General features: G+C 58.7%; 13 protein-coding genes. 7 read left to right on the top strand and 6 right to left on the bottom strand.

Annotation, left to right across the window (positions count from 1 at the left end):
• Window positions 1-421 precede the first annotated feature (421 nt).
• Window positions 422-895: an SsrA-binding protein SmpB gene (gene smpB, locus H1Y01_RS01370; RefSeq protein ID WP_180538302.1), complete on the bottom strand. Its 474-nt coding sequence runs from the start codon at window positions 893-895 to the stop codon at window positions 422-424.
• Window positions 896-994: 99 nt separating this feature from the next.
• Here smpB and H1Y01_RS01365 point away from each other — a divergent pair, with 99 nt between their 5' ends.
• The 4 genes from H1Y01_RS01365 (at window position 995) to msrB (ending at window position 5,116) form a co-directional block, all read left to right on the top strand.
• Window positions 995-3,487 carry a cohesin domain-containing protein gene (locus H1Y01_RS01365; protein ID WP_180538301.1) on the top strand — a complete coding sequence of 831 codons (2,493 nt, stop codon included), beginning with the start codon at window positions 995-997 and terminating at the stop codon, window positions 3,485-3,487.
• 10 nt (window positions 3,488-3,497) lie between these two features.
• Window positions 3,498-3,998, top strand: coding sequence for a type II secretion system protein (locus H1Y01_RS01360; protein ID WP_180538300.1), 501 nt, complete (start codon window positions 3,498-3,500; stop codon window positions 3,996-3,998).
• Window positions 3,973-4,401 (top strand): type IV pilin protein, encoded by a 429-nt coding sequence (locus H1Y01_RS19800; RefSeq protein ID WP_180538299.1) that lies wholly within the window; start codon window positions 3,973-3,975, stop codon window positions 4,399-4,401. Before H1Y01_RS01360 ends, H1Y01_RS19800 begins: the two co-directional genes overlap by 26 nt.
• A 265-nt stretch (window positions 4,402-4,666) precedes the next feature.
• Window positions 4,667-5,116, top strand: coding sequence for a peptide-methionine (R)-S-oxide reductase MsrB (msrB, locus tag H1Y01_RS01350; RefSeq protein WP_180538298.1), 450 nt, complete (start codon window positions 4,667-4,669; stop codon window positions 5,114-5,116).
• Here msrB and H1Y01_RS01345 read toward each other — a convergent pair.
• Window positions 5,113-6,780, bottom strand: a complete 1,668-nt coding sequence (locus tag H1Y01_RS01345; RefSeq protein ID WP_180538297.1) for a M28 family metallopeptidase — start codon at window positions 6,778-6,780, stop codon at window positions 5,113-5,115. The two genes, msrB and H1Y01_RS01345, sit on opposite strands and share 4 nt — an antisense overlap.
• 93 nt (window positions 6,781-6,873) lie before the next feature.
• Here H1Y01_RS01345 and pyk point away from each other — a divergent pair, with 93 nt between their 5' ends.
• Window positions 6,874-8,298 (top strand): pyruvate kinase, encoded by a 1,425-nt coding sequence (pyk, locus tag H1Y01_RS01340; RefSeq protein WP_180538296.1) that lies wholly within the window; start codon window positions 6,874-6,876, stop codon window positions 8,296-8,298.
• Window positions 8,299-8,552: 254 nt separating this feature from the next.
• Here pyk and H1Y01_RS01335 read toward each other — a convergent pair whose 3' ends face one another.
• The 4 genes from H1Y01_RS01335 to H1Y01_RS01320 form a co-directional block, all read right to left on the bottom strand.
• Window positions 8,553-9,734, bottom strand: a complete 1,182-nt coding sequence (locus H1Y01_RS01335) for an esterase (protein WP_180538295.1) — start codon at window positions 9,732-9,734, stop codon at window positions 8,553-8,555.
• Window positions 9,735-9,747: 13 nt separating this feature from the next.
• Complete coding sequence (locus H1Y01_RS01330; RefSeq protein ID WP_219341170.1) at window positions 9,748-11,022, bottom strand: multiheme c-type cytochrome; 1,275 nt, start codon at window positions 11,020-11,022, stop codon at window positions 9,748-9,750.
• 63 nt (window positions 11,023-11,085) lie between these two features.
• Window positions 11,086-11,796, bottom strand: coding sequence for a hypothetical protein (locus tag H1Y01_RS01325; protein WP_180538294.1), 711 nt, complete (start codon window positions 11,794-11,796; stop codon window positions 11,086-11,088).
• Window positions 11,797-11,817: 21 nt separating this feature from the next.
• Window positions 11,818-13,170, bottom strand: a complete 1,353-nt coding sequence (locus tag H1Y01_RS01320) for a hypothetical protein (protein ID WP_180538293.1) — start codon at window positions 13,168-13,170, stop codon at window positions 11,818-11,820.
• Window positions 13,171-13,325: 155 nt separating this feature from the next.
• Between H1Y01_RS01320 and H1Y01_RS01315 the strand changes: the two genes are divergently transcribed.
• Both H1Y01_RS01315 and H1Y01_RS01310 read left to right on the top strand, forming a co-directional pair.
• Window positions 13,326-14,246 (top strand): tetratricopeptide repeat protein, encoded by a 921-nt coding sequence (locus H1Y01_RS01315; RefSeq protein ID WP_180538292.1) that lies wholly within the window; start codon window positions 13,326-13,328, stop codon window positions 14,244-14,246.
• On the top strand, window positions 14,243-15,874 hold the full coding sequence (locus tag H1Y01_RS01310; RefSeq protein ID WP_219341169.1) for a CRTAC1 family protein: 1,632 nt from the start codon (window positions 14,243-14,245) through the stop codon (window positions 15,872-15,874). Before H1Y01_RS01315 ends, H1Y01_RS01310 begins: the two co-directional genes overlap by 4 nt.
• Window positions 15,875-16,035: the final 161 nt, after the last annotated feature.

Here is a 16,035-nt window from a genome sequence, read left to right as displayed (position 1 = left end):
GCAGGCCAATCGGAAGGTCAACGCGGGATCGGTGGATCGCACACGGGTTGTGGTGGAAGTAGGAAGCACCGGTCGCTTACGCTCGCGGCTCAGACTCGATCGTATTTAACACCGATGGCAGGTTTAACCCCGAGGGGAGGCCAATCGGAAGATCAACGCGGGATCGGTGGATCGACACGGGTTGTGGTGGAGTCGAGAGCACCGGTCGCTTACGCTCGCGGCTCAGACTCGATCGTATTTAGCCGCGAGGGCAGGTTTAACCCCGAGGGCAGGCCAATCGGAAGGTCAACGCGGGATCGGTGGATCGCACACGGGTTGTGGTGGAAGTAGGAAGCACCGGTCGCTTACGCTCGCGGCTCAGTAAATTAGGGATTGTTAAATTAGGGATTTTTGCGGAGTAAATTGGTTTGTCACCGGGTGATCAATAGGAGCGGGCTTTGTGTTCGCGGATGGCGGAGCGGGCTTCGGTTTCGGCGGTGCGGGTGCGTTCCGCTTCGCGCTTGTCATGCAACTGTTTACCTTTGGCGATCGCGATTTCGGCCTTGATCTTGCCCTCTTTCAAGTAAACTTTCGTCGGGATGAGAGCGAGGCCCTTCTCGCGGGAAGCGCCGAGAAGCTTGTCGATCTCGCGGCGATGCAGCAGCAGCTTGCGGCCGCGCATGGGCGTATGATTTTCACGGTTCCCGTGTGAGTACTCGCTGATATGAGCGTTCAGGAGCCAGGCTTCGTTCTTATCGATAAGCGCATAGGCCTCACGGAGTTGCATCTTGCCGGCGCGGATGGATTTCACCTCGGTGCCGCTGAGGACGATGCCCGCCTCATAGCGATCTAACAGATGATAGTTATGGCTTGCCTGGCGGTTTTCGCTTAGAATTTTGAATTCGGACTTCTTCATCGTCACCTAAGTGCTGGGCCCGATCCGCGGGACGGCCGGCGCTTAAGAAGTTTAACTCAACGATTCCCGGTCCCCTCGCGTCAGAAATTTAGATCATACATGTATCGGCCCAAGTTGCGTCTGCGCTCGTCGTGCGCCGTCCTTAATACTATTTTGCTGCTGCTGCCCTCGATACCGGTAACGGCGAACACGCGCAAGGGCGACCGGCTGGTGCAAGAGGCGCGGGTTGCCGAGTCGAAAGAGAACTGGGATAAGGCACTGACGCTGGCCGAACAGGCCGTGATGCAGGACCCCGGCGACCCCTCGTACCAGCTTGAAATACGCCGCGTGCGCTTCGAGGCGGCGAACTACCACCTGCAGAAGGGGCAGCAAATTCGGGAGAAGGGGCAGCTAAACGAAGCGCTCGCCGAGTTTCAGAAAGCATACCAAATCGACCCCGCTTCGGACATCGCCTCGCAGGAAGTTCGCCGGACGAAGCTGATGATCGAGCGCGAAAAGAAGAAAGCGCTGGATCCCAATTCGAAGGCTTCGCCGGAAGAAGCCGCTTTGACACCGGTTCAGGCGGCGCAGCGCGAGGTGCAGCAAAACATCGATAGCCTGCTTCCCGTGCCGGAATTGAAGCCGCTGAATCCGCAACCGCTGACCCTGCGGATGAACAACCAGAAGCCGAAGATTTTGTTCGAGACGGTGGGTAATGTGGCCGGGATCAATGTTCTGTTCGATCCGGATTTTGACCAGGCCGCTTCGAAGAACCAGTCCATCGATTTGACGGGAGCGACAATCAAAGACGCACTCGATTATCTGGCCGTGGTCACGCACGCTTTCTGGAAGCCGCTCTCTTCGAATACGATATTCGTGACTACGGAAAGCCCGACCAAACGGCACGAGTATGAAGATCAGGAGGTCAAGGTCTTCTATCTTTCGAACATCACGAAGGCGCAAGAGCTACAGGAGTTGATCACTACACTGCGTCAGGTGATCGAGGTCAACAAGCTCTTCCAGGACACCGCGCAAAACGCGATTATCGTGAAGGCTGAACCGGACAAGATGGCGCTGGCCGAGAAGATCATCGGCGACCTGGATAAGCCGCGCTCGGAAGTGTTGATCGATGTGATGGTGATGGAGGTCGATAGCACCAAGACGCGGCAGCTTGCGGCGGCGTTCGCGCCGACTGGAATCAATACTTCGATTCTATTTACGCCGCGCTCAAGTATTCAAACACTGGCCAGTTCGCTGGGTGTTACGACAAGCACCACGAGCACGACCGGTACATTTACTTCGAACACGGCGACTACATCGACCACGTCGACGACAACTACTTCCACGACGACAACGACATCGACCACCACAACGACGTCGACGACATCCTCAACGTCCCTCCCGATCCCGCTGGTGAACCTGCCGCACATCAACACCCAGGACTTCTCGCTGAGCAATGTGCCCGGAGCCATGCTTGAGGCCGTGATGAGCGATAGCGGGACGCGCGTGTTACAGCGTCCGCAGATCCGCGCGGTGGATAACGAGAAAGCCGTTCTGAAGATCGGCGATCGCATCCCGACGGCCAGCGGCAGCTACTCGCCGGGGGTCGGCAGCGTAGGCGTCAACGCGCTGGTCAACACGCAGTTCACGTACATCGATACGGGAGTCAATCTGGAGATGACGCCGCGCGTTCACGATAACGAGGAAGTGTCGCTGCACGTCGATATCGATATCTCGCAGGTGAGCAGTTACAACGATCTGGGGGGCATCTCGCAGCCCGTGATTAGTCAGCGTAAAGCGACACTTGATGTCCGGATGCGCGACGGGCAGATCAATATTATCGGGGGTCTGATCCAGATTCAGGATACGAAGACAACCACGGGAGTGCCCGGGCTGGCGAGCATTCCGATTATCGGCAGGCTGTTTTCCGGCGAGCAGACGGAGCGCGATCGAACGGAGTTGCTGATTGCACTGGTGCCGCATATTGTGCGCGGTCCGGATCTGACGTCGGAGAATCTGCGGACGGTTTACGCGGGCAACGCGACCAATTACGCGGTGCGGCGGGCGCCGGTGTTGGCGGCGGATCAGGCGCCGCTTCCGACGGGTGAGGTTGGGAACGCGCCCGTGTTGGTTCCGCAGAGTACACCGCCGACCGGACCGACGCCGGCGACTCCGATCGGTCCGCCTCCGGCTGTACCGGCAGGTAAGGTTTCGTTCGTGCCGGCGATTGTTCAGGCGCAGCAGGGCGCTTCGTTTACGACTTCGATTCGGATTGAAGACGCGGTGAATTTGCAGTCGATCGAATCGCAATTGAAGTTCGATCCGAAGGTGTTGCGGATTAACTCGATTACGGCGGGCGATCTGCTGCAGGAGAACGGAGTCGCGCTGGAGCCACGGAAGAACATCCTGAACGATTCGGGAGATGCGACGGCGATGCTGTCGCGCGATCCCGCGAAGGGTCCCGTGAACGGCACGGGTACGCTGCTTACGATCACGTTCCAGGCGATTGCCCGAGGCACGACTCTGGTCACCATGCCGAAGACGGTGCTGCACGATTCGGGGGGCAACGTGATCAACGCCGGAAGCGCGCCGTTGAACGTGATGGTGAAGTAACTTGTTGGCGATGACCGCAGGTGACACGATAGCAACACCGACACGGAAACGCCGACTTAGAAGCGGGATGTCGCTGATCGAATTGATCGTGGCATTCACGATCCTGCTGCTGCTGAGCGGGATGGCCGTTCCCCTGGCGCGCACGCGCGTACGCAAGATCAAGGAGCACGACCTGCGCGCGGCGCTGAGCGAGATGCGTAAGGCGATCGATAAGTACAAAGACATGGCGGACTCGAATAAGCTGGGCCAGCAGAAGCAGGATGGGTTTGGGTATCCGGAAAGTTTGCAGGCGCTGGTGGATGGGGTGAAAGGCTCCGGCCAGGGCGCAGACACGAAGATCAAATTTCTGCGCCGGATTCCGAAAGATCCGATGACGAATTCGACCGATTGGGGATTGCGCAGTATGCAGGACGACCCGACCTCGGATGGCTGGGGCGGCCAGAATGTTTTCGATGTACATACCAAGAGCGATCAGAAGGCAGCCGATGGCACGAACTATTCCGACTGGTAAACGGCGCCGCAGCGTCTTTGTGCGCGCCGGCTTCACGTTGATTGAGCTGATGATCGTGATGGCGATCGTGGTGACGCTGATGGCGATTGCCGTTCCCTATTACCAGAAGACCTTGCTGCGCGCCAAGGAGAGCGTGCTGAAGAGCGACCTGTTCACCATGCGCCAGATGATCGACGAGTATAGCTTCGATAAGCAGAAGGCGCCGCAGACGCTTGAGGAACTGGTGAGCGATGGGTATCTGCGCGAAGTTCCTAAGGATCCGATTACCGGGAATAATCAGAGTTGGAAGGTGATTATGGAGGATCCATCGCAGAGCGTGAATAATACGGAGCCGGGGATCTGGGATGTGCGGAGCGGGTCGGATAAGACTAGTTTGGATGGGACGCCGTATGCGGATTGGTAGGACCAAAGGCTATTAGCCACGGATGAACCACAGATGGCCTGCGGCCACCCCGGGGGGATGAAAACCAGCGTTTGAGTCGATGCAAATACCGCATGCTGAGCCGCGACGGTAACGGAGCGGTTACTGCCCGGGCATTCCGCTTTCTCGCGGCAAAGGCATTCGAGAAGGTTCTTTTCCGGAGCACCAGCTCCGTTACCGTCGCGGCTCAGAATGCTGGCAGCGGGTTCCCTGAGTTGCGGCGAGACAGTCGCTAACATAGAGCTAGATGCTGAAATGGCCTGACGTTTTAAAGCTGGCGAAGGAAGGGAACCCTGCGCCGGATCGCAAGGTTACCAAGACCGAGGCGGAGTGGCGCGCGCAGTTGAGTCCGGAGGAATATCGCGTGACGCGACAAGCCGGAACCGAGCGCGCGTTTAGTTCGGCGATGTGCAGCCTGTTTGAGCCGGGAATCTATGCCTGCATTTGCTGCGATACCGTGCTGTTCGATGCGTCGGAGAAGTTCGAGTCCGGCACGGGTTGGCCTTCGTTCACACAGCCGGTCGAGGCGAACGTGGTTGCTTATCACTTTGACGGACCGGCGTTCCTGAAACGGGTTGAGTGCGTGTGCAACACCTGCGACGGGCATCTGGGTCATGTGTTTCCCGACGGTCCGCCGCCGAGCGGGTTGCGCTATTGCATGAATGCGGTGTCGTTGAAGAAGGCCGCGGCGCACTAATGCGGCGGGGGTACGCCCATATCGGCGTCGCGCTTGGCTTTGAACTCGTTGCCGGGCCGCCACTCGGGATAGCCGTCACCGTTGGCCACGCGCAGTCCGATATCGAACACTAACTGCATATCTTGCGCCTCGCCTTCGAGGTTCCAGCCGGGCTTGGGCTCATCGCTAACTTTGTGGTAATCGTTCGTGGTGTACTCTTCCATCTTCTGCATGCCGAAGTTCGGATCCTTGCCGACGAAATCAGTGCCAGGGTGAATATCCAGCGCGGGCACGCCTTGCTTGGCGAATTCGAAGTGATCGGAACGGTAGAAGCCGCCGCGTTCGGGATGCGGATCGGGTTTCAGGGTGCGTCCACCCTGGGCGTCGGCCGCGCTCTTCGCTATGTCGTCGAGCGTGGAGTTACCGAGTCCGACTAACACTAAGTCCCGCGTCTTACCCCACATATTCATGGAGTCCATGTTGATATTGGCCAGCGTGTCCCGGAGCGGATAGAGCGGGTTTTCGGCGTAGTATTTGGAGCCGAGTAATCCTTTCTCCTCGGCCGTAACAGATAGAAAGATCATGGTCCGCTTGGGCGCGGGAGTTAGTTTGGCGTAGGCGCGCGCAAGCTCCAGTAAGCCGGCGCATCCCGATGCGTTGTCGACGGCGCCGTTGTAGATCTGATCGCCTTTCAGCGCGGGATCTTTGCCGAGGTGGTCCCAATGCGCGGTGAAGATGACGTACTGATGGCGAAGGTTGGGATCGCTGCCGACCACCTTAGCTACAACGTTTTTCGACTTAACCTCGCGAACTTCGTTCCGGATATCGAAGCTCCACTTAGCGTTCAAGGTAACCGGGTGGAAATCCTTGCGCACCGCGGCTTTCTTCAACTCGGCCAAGTTCTGTCCCGCGGCGGTGAAGATGCGTTCGGCTGTCGGGTAGGGAATCCAGGACTGGACACTAACGCGCGAGGCGTTGCGGTCGGGAGTCTGAATATCGAAGTTCTCATGCGTGTTGCTTCCGACAACAACTTCGTAGGGATAACCTGCGGGACCGGTCTCGTGAATAATCACGGCGGCGGCCGCGCCTTTCTGCGAGGCGATCTCGTACTTATAAGTCCAGCGGCCGTAGTAAGTCATGGCCGCGCCTTTGAAGTAGTTGGGATCGAGCTTCGTGGGGTCGTTGGGATCCGGCACGGCGGGATCGTTCACCAGCATCACGATAGTTTTACCTTTCACGTCGACACCTTTGTAGTCATCCCATCCGTACTCCGGCGCGACCACGCCATAGCCGACGAATACGACATCGGAATCGGTTACTTTGACTTCGGGTACGGGGCGAATGGTCCAAGCGACGTAGTCCGTCTTAGGTTCGAGCGCGATGGTTTGGGCGCCTGCGGTGACGGAGGAGGTGGGAGTCGACTTGATTCCGAACAGCGGAACGTCCTGCACCCACGTGCCGTCGGGATTGCCGGGCTTGAGTCCGAACCGTTTGAATTGTTCGGTCAGGTAATGCACGCTGAGTTCTTCACCGCGCGTGGAAGGAGCGCGTCCTTCGAACTCATCGGACGCGAGAACCTTGATGTGCGCAAACAGGCGATCGGGCGTGATTAGTTGTTTGGCGGCATCGGGTGTGAGCGCAAGGGCGATGGCCGACGCGGCGAAAATCAATCCAAGACGTTTCATCACTCCGCAGTTTAACCGCAAGCGGGCCGCAGTTTAACCGCACTGTAACCGGGCGCGTGAGCGGGCAGATGCCAGAATAACCAAGAAGACCCGATGCCGAACACCAAGATTGTGGCAACGCTGGGACCCGCGACTGAATCGCGGGAGAAAATCCGCGCGCTGCTGGAAGCCGGTGTCGATGTCTGCCGACTCAACGCTTCGCACAGCACGCAGGAGGAGCATTCGCGGCGCATGCGCGTGATTCGGGAGGAAGCCGCGGCGCTGGGGCGGCACGTCGCGATCCTGTTGGACCTGCAAGGCCCGAAGATCCGGCTGGGCAAGTTCGAGGGCGGCGGCTGCACGCTGGAGAAGGGCAAACGCTTCGTGATCACGACGCGGCCGGTCATGGGGACGTGCGAGCGCGCGTCGACGGGCTATGCGGATCTGCCGCGCGACGTGCAGCCCGGGAATCGCGTGCTGATCAACGATGGGGCGGTGGAGTTGCGGGCGGTTGCGGTGCGCGATGACGAGATCGAGCTTGACGTTGTGACGGGCGGGTTAATCGGCGACCACAAGGGAATCAATCTGCCGGGGGTGAAGGTCAGCGCGCCGTCGCTAACACCGAAAGACATCGCGGATCTGGAGTTCGGGATGAATGAGCAAGTCGACTTAGTCGCGTTGTCATTCGTGCGGCGTGCGGCGGATATCGACTTACTTCGCGAGCACATGAAGGACCGCGCGCCGGATGTGCCGATCATTGCGAAGATCGAGAAGCCGGAGGGAGTTGATAACATCGCGGAGATAGTCGCGGCGGCTGACGGGTTGATGGTGGCGCGTGGTGATCTGGGCGTCGAGATGGACTTAGAGCGGGTTCCACCTATCCAAAAATCGATCATCCGCAAAGCGCGGCGCGGCGGTAAGTTCGTGATTACGGCGACGCAGATGCTGGAGTCGATGACGCATAGTCCGGTGCCGACCCGCGCGGAAGTTAGCGACGTTGCGAACGCGATCTACGACGGAACTGACGCGGTGATGTTATCGGCGGAGACGTCGACCGGTGAGTATCCGGTGGAAGCTGTTAGTTACATGACCCGCATTGCGAACGAAGCTGAGAAGTCAATTCGGATCAAGGGATTCGAAGAGCGCCGACGGCCCCTGCAAACGCAAAACACCGGGGAGGTTCTGGCGGATGCGGCTTACAATGCGGCGCGGTGCGCGGGAGTGGCGGCGTTGGTGGTGTTCACGACCACGGGATCGAGTGCGCGCCAGATTGCGCGCTATCGTCCGCCGGTTTGTCTGTACGCGATTACTCCGGACGCGGAGGTGGCGCGGCGCTTGTCGATTGTGTATGGGGTTGATCCGATTGTTGCGGAGGATGTTGACTCGACCGACGCGATGCTGGCGCAGATGGATCGGGTGTTGCTGGAGCGCGGGGAGTTACGGAGAGACGACTTAGTCGTGTTTGTGGCGGGGCAGCCGGTGGGCAGGCCGGGGACGATGAACCTGATGAAGATACATCGGCTGGGGGAGACTTCGTAAGTTAGGCGTAGAGTATGGGTTGGCCCGCGATGAACCACATATGGCCTGCGCCCACCCCGGGAATGAAAACGCTGTCGGCGACGGCAGACCAGTATTTGAGTCGATACAAATACTGCATTCTGAGCCGCGACGGCCACGGAGCGGTGCGCATGGGGGAAGCATTCCGCTCTCGCGCGGTAAAAGGCATTCGAAGGTTGTATTCCGGAGAACCAGCTCCATGACTGTCGCGGCTCAGAGTGGGAATTTAACCCAGGTTACTGAAATAACTGTGGAGCGAAGATATCGAGGTAATCGCGCCAGTTAGTCCAGGTATGTGCGCCGGCGGATTCGTGGAACTCGACGTTGAATCCGTGGGTCTTCAGCAAGGCGACGGTTTTACGGCTGGTGTCGATCAGGAAGTCTTCGCGGCCGGTGCCGAACCAGAAGAGTTTGAGGCCTTTCTTGTAAGTGGCGTTGTCCAGGTTGGCGAGGTTCTGCTGTTCCCAGTTCGGGCCGGTGGCTGCGGGAGCGGGAGGCGCGCCGGGGCGTTGGGCGGGGAACATGGTGAAGAGTCCCGAGCTGAAAACGCCGATGCAGGCGAAGTCGTTGAGATGGGCAACGGCGATGTTCAAGGTCTGAGCTCCGCCCATCGAGAGACCGGCGATGGCGCGGTGGGCGCGATCGGACTGCACGCGGTAGTTCTTCTCGACGTACGGCATGATGTCGTCGAGGAAATCACGATTGAAATCGTCCGCTCGGGCAGGCATGCTGAAACCGGTACGGCTGGTGTGTCCCGCCGGCATAACTACGATCATGGGCTTGGCTTTACCGGCGGCGATGAGGTTATCCATGATGAAACCCGCGCGGCCGACGGTGGGCCAGGAGTCATCGGAATCGCCGGCGCCGTGGAGTAGATAGAAGACGGGGAGCTTGCCGCTGCCGCTTTCGTAACCGGGCGGCGTATAGATCTGCATGCGGCGGAAACGGCCGAGTGCGGTGGAGTAGTAAGTTACCGCGGCGACGGCTCCGTGCGGGACGTTCTTAGTGTCCATGAAGTCGGCGCCGGGTACATCGAAAAGGCTCCAGGTGTTGTTGTTGGATTCACTTGTCTCGGGGTTGTGCGGGTCAACCGTCATGACGCCGTCAACATTGAAGCTATAGCGGTATGCGCCGGGATCGATCGGGCCGAGAGTCACTTCCCAGACTCCGTTGTCGCCCTTAGTCAGCGCGGCCCCTTGATTGTTGCCGGGGATGTCGTAGGCCATGAGTTGAACGGCCTCGGCGTGCGGGGCGTGGATGCGGAAGGTTACGCGGCGGTCCGGCTGAATTTCCGGGGAGACGATTTGGGGCGCTTGCGGACGGGCTGCGGCCGGTGCGGTCTGGGCGGAAGCTAGGGCTGCGGCGGAGAGTGCGGCGTAGAGCAGGGCGGATGAACGGAAGAGAGGTTTGCGGTTCATGGACAATGACAGTCTACTGGATTGCCGGATTGGTATCTGGCGATTTTGGCTCTCTAACGTCCAGTCGCGCGACTCTCCACGGCGACATGCCGGGCCACGACTTAAGCGAATCGGTCGCCCATTGCGTGGACTTGTCTTTGTGGCAAGCATTGCAGGCATTCGGCACCTTAAGGCTTTCTGTCTCACTTGGAGAGATAAATCTGAACGTATGAGCGCGAACGCTAACGTCTGCGATTGTCTGCTCAATTTTCGGCATATGACACGCGATGCATTCGCTTCCCGGGCTACCGGCGCTATGGCGCGTATGCGCTTCAACGGTTGGCGCGTGCGGTCCGTTCGGGGACTTTGGTCCGTGACATTCCAAACACATGACGTCAGCGGGCTTTAAGAGATCCGCGTCGTTATCAGTGCCGTGAACGTCGTGACAGCTAAAGCAACTCACCCCGTGGGTGTACATCTGGCTAGTCACGAAATCATTGCCTTGCATCCGGTTTTTGTGGGCTGTTCCGTCGGCGAAGTGGGTAAATGACTGTTTGCCGGGTTGGTGTTCTTCCAGCCTCCAAAAGTCGGAAAGATTCTTGCCAACCTCGAACCCAACCGGCCAATCGTAGTATTTCCCTTCGATCGGATTGCTTACCGGTCGTCCTTGAGAGTGACATTGAACACAAACGTTGTTCGCCTGCACGAAGTCGAGTCTTGCGGGATTGACGATATTCGCGCGAGAGGGTTTCTGTGCGTGCGCCGTTCCCGGTCCGTGGCATTTTTCACAACCTACGTTCCACTCGGTCACGGTCTTGTTTTCTATGTTGTAGTTGACCGAATGGCACCCGTCACAAAGTGGGCCGGTCGGACGCTGCATATTGTCGTCCGGGTAAAACGCGGTCCACCAATCGGTACCGGTAGCCGCATGATAGGACCGCCAAAGCTGGTTACTGATATCCCACTGCGCCCCAAGCGGGAAGTAATCGTCGCCTCTCTTGGTGAAATACCGCTGCTTCCACTTGCTACCGTAGACAAACGCGATGTCGTCTTTCGTGAATTTCACCAGCGGATCCGGCTTGGATAGGTCGGGAAGAATCGCGTCCGCGTGCGTCTTCGGATCTCGCACGACGTTCGCCATCCGCGTCTTGATCCACCGGGCGTAGATTGCAGGGTGGCAAGTCTTACAGCTTGCCGATCCGGCGTATCGCGAAGGGCCACCGGCATCGGTCTGGGCAGGCAGCGAATTGGAGAGGGCGCCCGCGAGCAGCAACGTGCCGAAGTAAAGGAATAACGGAGACTGTCGCACGTTTAAGCGCGATGCTAGCACAAGAGGGGCCTACGCTGCCGTGCGCTCGATTCGTACTCTGTTTTAATAAAAGCCCGACGTACTGAAGAATTCGACGCGGAGACCCGTAGCGTTTGGGTCGCCAGTGGAGCGAGAGTTGTAAACGAGAACATACAGGAAAACATCGGAGTCAGGGGTTATGGCGATTGGGCTATTGAAGCTGAAGTTCGCCCACTGCGAGTATTGCTCAGAGGGGTTAAAAGGGACGGGCAAGCTCTTCACAACCGCGCATGAGCCAGGATGTCCTGGACTCGCCAAGGCAAATCCGTAGGTCTGATTGTCGGAGGCAAGACGGCCGTTAATGAGGAGGCCCGTGGGTGCAATACCGCTCGGAAGAACTGCCGGCACGTGAAATGGAGTTATGTAAATGAACCAACCCTGAGGCTGGTTGCCTTCTCCATCGAAGGGCGTAATCCACTCCGACGCGGTGCTGGCGCTGTTTGGAAGCCATGAATCGAAAGGCTCTTGTAAAAGAGGGGTGTCCACCCACGCCCTGGTAAAGGTCAGATCGCATGGCCCAAGAGTCGGCGAAAGCGTGGATGGGTACGGGTAGGCAATTCCCCAATTGCCATCGCGGTTCGGCCCTCCGCCGGTAGGGTTGGGAGTCACCAGGACGCCACTGCATCCCGAACCCGGTATCCGAGGGGTTTCTCCGGTGTTACATAGGCCCGGAATCCCGGCCGTTGCGATCGCGGCGAAGAGTAGTGTAGCTGTGAAAATCTTGAGTGTGTTCACTTGTTGTTTCCTTCGACTTAGTTACCAGAAGTAAGTGCCGACGACTTTGGGTAGGGCGGGGACTCCGGCGATTACTTTCACCGAAAGGACAAGTTGCAGGTTCTTGTGCTGCCATCCTTGCGTGGCGTCGCGGAGAGCGTCGGCTAGCATATCAGGATTCGTTACAATCTCGCTCGCAGCGTCCGTGCCGTAGGACGTGATACCGGCTAACTCGACTAGCATGGCGTTGGTATCGGGGTTGAATACGCGGGATACGATGGCGTAGTCACGATCGGTCTTGCGGTCCGCGGGTAGGTTGGGGAGTGCCCAGTTCGTGGCTTTGCCGTTATCGGTGATGCCGATAGGTTGGCGAGTCCCATCGATGAAGAAGCGCATCTGGCTGCTGATCTCTTTCCAGCGCGTGTAGGAGTAACCGACCAGGATGGCAGGCTCGCCGCGAATGTCGTGAAAGGAGACTTCGTTGCCGACCTTTAGTGAATAGGGGCGATGCTGGCGGGTGAGCATCGTCGAGAGGCGGACCGAAGCGATTAAATCCCCGGCACCCACGAACTGGTCTTTGAGCAACACGAACTCATCGCTGCGCGGAGGGGCGGACGGCGTTGGCTCCCGGTCAAGTCCATACACCGGAACGTATGCGACGCAGAGCGACACGGGCACGTTGTCTTTCAGAACGGGCGCCCAGAACTGTTCGAGAACCGTCGGCTGCGCGTTTTTGGTCCAGGCGAAAACGCCGAGGATTACGGCTAGCGCGAGAATGACCAGGGCCGGATATAGCCGGCGAGTGCGGGGCGACGGGGGAAAACCGCTCCGTAACCGTCGCGGCTCAGTATCGGGATGCGGGCGGGTATCGGGATGCGGGCGAGTATCGGGATACGGGTGAGTATCGGGATACGGGTGGGATTCGGTTGACGGCGCGGTTTGTGTTTGGAAGTTGGCCGGGGGCGGCTGCGGTTCAAGTTCCGGCGGTTCCGGCTTGGCTTTCGGACGGCGAAACGCGGGCACATAGGTGCCGGGGAGCAACTCGATGCGGACGGGATTCTGAGTACCGGCGGTCGCATAGTAAAGCGCGAGCCGCTTTCGCACCTCACCGGCTTTTACGCGAACCGTGGCGTCATCGCCGGTGTCATAGCCCGGCGGGCGGTGGAAGACTTCGATTCCGATGGTCCGTTCTTTGAGCCCTACCGAAGAACCGTCGAGGGTGTGTTCGACGACATAAGTAAGGAACTCCTGGCTGCGCTTACTTGCCCGGAACTCTTCGGAATGGAGCACCCGGACGAGCTCTTCGCGGATCAGTTCCGGCGGAACTTCGTCTTCAGCCGGGTGGCTGGGAATGTTGCCGACGGGAAAATCTTCTGACCCGGGACTCCTCGCCATTAGATTGGGTTGAGTTTAACACGTTAGACATGTGAGCGCCCGGGCCTGTTACGAACGTGCGCATAACGGTAGCGAACAAGGCCGAAGCCCCTGCTTTCCGCCCGAAACTGTGCTGTAATTGTGAGTCCCCGATGCGGTGGCTTGGTTTCTTACTAATGGCAGCCGGCGCTTTCGCGCAGGAAACGAGCGGCGTCGACTTAGCCATGCAAGGGCGGTGCGAGGAGGCCATGCCGAAGCTGGATCACGTGATGCTCGATCCGGCGATTCCGGATGCGGATAAACGGCAGACCAGCACGGCGGGCGTGCGCTGTTCGATGCTGCTGAATCAGCAGACGGACGCGATGAGCTTTCTGGCGTGGCTGCAGCAGCACTATCCGGAAGATCCGGAGGTGCTGTTTCTGGCGGTTCATGTGTTCTCGGAGTTGAGCGACCGCAATGCGCAACACCTGATGCACGCGGCGCCGGAGTCCCCGTTTGTGGTGCAGCTTAACGCGGAGAATTTCGAGAAGCACGGGGAGATTCCGAAGGCGATCGCCGAGTATCGGATTCTGTTGCAGCGCTCGCCGGACATGCCGGGGATTCATTACCGCGTTGGGGGGCTGCTGATGCTGCACGCGGCCAGCGCAGGGGCGTCAGGTTCGGGGGCGTTGAGCGAGGCGCAAAAGGAGTTTGAGGCGGAACTCAAATTGAATCCGCAGAATGCGAGTGCGGAGTATTACCTGGGGGAACTGGCCGCGCAGCAGAATCACCCCGCGGAGGCGATCGCGGACTATAAGCGTGCGGTGGCGATCTACCCGGCATTCGCGGATGCGCTGGCTAAGTTGGGACGGGCGCTGCTGGATTCCGGCTCGACCGCGGATGCGATTGCGCCGCTAGAGAAGTGCGTTTCACTTCGTCCGGAGAATCCGGCGTTTCATCTGGCGCTGGCGACGGCTTACCAGCGCAGCGGGCGGAAGGCGGACGCGGCGCGGGAGTTCGCGCTGCAGAAGAGCACCTCGGAGAGTATCAATCAGAATACGAAAGCCCTGCATAAGACGGTGTCCGGGGTAGCGCCTGATGAAACGAAGCAGCCGTGAGATGGCTGCTGCTTTTTTTGTTGTTTGGCGTTGCGCTTAGTGAGCCGAAGCGGCCGCATTTCACGGATATCGCGGGCAACTCTAAGTTCTCTTACATCACGAATAACGATCTATCGCCGCGCAAGTACTTCGTGCAGCCGATGTGCGGCGGCGTGGCGATCTTCGACTTCGACAACGACGGCCGTATGGATATCTTCTTCACTAACGGCGCGAAGTTACCGGAGATGTCGAAGACCGGGCCGCAGTTCAATAACTGCTTGCTGAGGAATCGCGGGAACGGCACGTTTGAGGATGTTACTGCCAAGGCAGGACTTACCGGGGCAGGGCTGAGTTACAACCTCGGAGTGGCGGCGGGAGATTTCGATAATGACGGCTACGAAGATCTCTTCATCTGCTCGGCGGGAAAGAACGCGCTTTTCAGGAACAACGGGGACGGGACTTTCCGGGACGTTACGGGACAATCCGGAATAACGAAACCTGCCAATACGATCAGCGCGGGCGCCGCCTGGTTCGACTACGACAACGACGGGTTGCTTGATCTGGTGGTGGCGGATTATACGGTCTGGACGCCGCAGACGGACCGGCGTTGTGCGACGGCCGGGGTTGAATACTACTGCGATCCGCGGCTGTTCTATGATGCGGTGCCGGCGCGGCTGTATCACAACTTAGGTCATGGGCGATTCGAAGATGTTACGGAGAAGTCCGGGTTCGGCAAGGCTCGGGGTAAGGGGATGGGAATTTCCGTCGCGGATTTCAACGACGACGGGTTGATGGACGTATTCATCGCGAACGATACCGAGCCCAACACGCTGTTCATCAACAAGGGCGACGGAACGTTCGAGGAGTCGGGGCTGCCGATGGGCGTGGCGTATAACGATAGCTCCAATGCGGTTTCGTCAATGGGGAGCGATGCAAAAGACTATGACAACGACGGTAAGGTGGACATCTTTTATAACGACTTAATGGGCCAGGCGTTCGCGCTTTTCCGGAATGCCGGTGATTCATTTCGCTATGTTTCCGCAACTACGGGGATTGAGCGGCTGAGTGGTCCGTATTCGGGGTGGGGCGCGGCGTTTGTCGACTACGACAACGATGGCTGGAAGGATATCTACAACGCGAACGGCGATGTGGATAACAACAAGCCTAACTCGCGGCAGCATGACACGATGTTCGAGAATGTTGGCGGCAAGCAGTTTCGGGATGTCTCGGACGAGATGGGTAAGGACTTTCTGCGGACGGGATACCAGCGTGGGGCGGCGATCGGCGACTTAAAGAATAATGGGTTCGAGGATATTGTAGTTACGTCGTTGAACGAACGTCCCCGGATACTAATCAATTCAGCGGATAACGGGAATCACTGGCTGGGACTGCGGCTGGTGGGGCGGTATAGCAATCGAGATGCGATCGGGGCGAAGGTCAAGGTGACGACGGACTCCGGGCGGACGCTGTATGAGCATGTTACGACTAGCGTGGGGTTTATGTCGTCGAGCGACAAGCGGGTTCACTTCGGTTTAGGTAGTGAGGGGAAGGTGAAGGTTGTGGAGATTCAATGGCCAAGGGGCGCGAAGCAGCGTTTGCGTGAGGTGGTTGCGGATCAATATTTGACGGTCGAAGAACCTATGCCGTAACCGTAGCGAACGGGTTTGTTGGGGATCGAACGCGAGATCTAGTGACCGCTCTGTCGCCGTCGCGGCTCGGTATGAGTTGTGCGGGTGTTGGGTATGGAGTGTTGGTTATGCGGTGTGGAGTTGTGCGGGTGGGTATGAGTGGGTGGGCTACCGGGGCGTAG

Origin of the sequence: Nevskia soli (assembly GCF_903970205.1) — a bacterium.
Lineage (GTDB): Bacteria > Acidobacteriota > Terriglobia > Bryobacterales > Bryobacteraceae > Bog-113.
The sequence above is the reverse complement of the archived record's forward strand: the minus strand, read 5'-3'. Positions and strand labels throughout refer to the sequence as shown.

Excerpts from the sequence above, each read along its gene's own strand:
- msrB (WP_180538298.1), top strand. The coding sequence starts at position 4,667 with ATGCTGAAATGGCCTGACGTTTTAAAGCTGGCGAAGGAAGGGAACCCT.
- H1Y01_RS01360 (WP_180538300.1), top strand. The coding sequence starts at position 3,498 with ATGACCGCAGGTGACACGATAGCAACACCGACACGGAAACGCCGACTT.
- smpB (WP_180538302.1), bottom strand. The coding sequence starts at position 895 with ATGAAGAAGTCCGAATTCAAAATTCTAAGCGAAAACCGCCAGGCAAGC.
- H1Y01_RS19800 (WP_180538299.1), top strand. The coding sequence starts at position 3,973 with ATGGCACGAACTATTCCGACTGGTAAACGGCGCCGCAGCGTCTTTGTG.
- H1Y01_RS01345 (WP_180538297.1), bottom strand. The coding sequence starts at position 6,780 with ATGAAACGTCTTGGATTGATTTTCGCCGCGTCGGCCATCGCCCTTGCG.
- H1Y01_RS01365 (WP_180538301.1), top strand. The coding sequence starts at position 995 with ATGTATCGGCCCAAGTTGCGTCTGCGCTCGTCGTGCGCCGTCCTTAAT.
- H1Y01_RS01335 (WP_180538295.1), bottom strand. The coding sequence starts at position 9,734 with ATGAACCGCAAACCTCTCTTCCGTTCATCCGCCCTGCTCTACGCCGCA.
- H1Y01_RS01320 (WP_180538293.1), bottom strand. The coding sequence starts at position 13,170 with ATGGCGAGGAGTCCCGGGTCAGAAGATTTTCCCGTCGGCAACATTCCC.
- pyk (WP_180538296.1), top strand. The coding sequence starts at position 6,874 with ATGCCGAACACCAAGATTGTGGCAACGCTGGGACCCGCGACTGAATCG.
- H1Y01_RS01315 (WP_180538292.1), top strand. The coding sequence starts at position 13,326 with ATGGCAGCCGGCGCTTTCGCGCAGGAAACGAGCGGCGTCGACTTAGCC.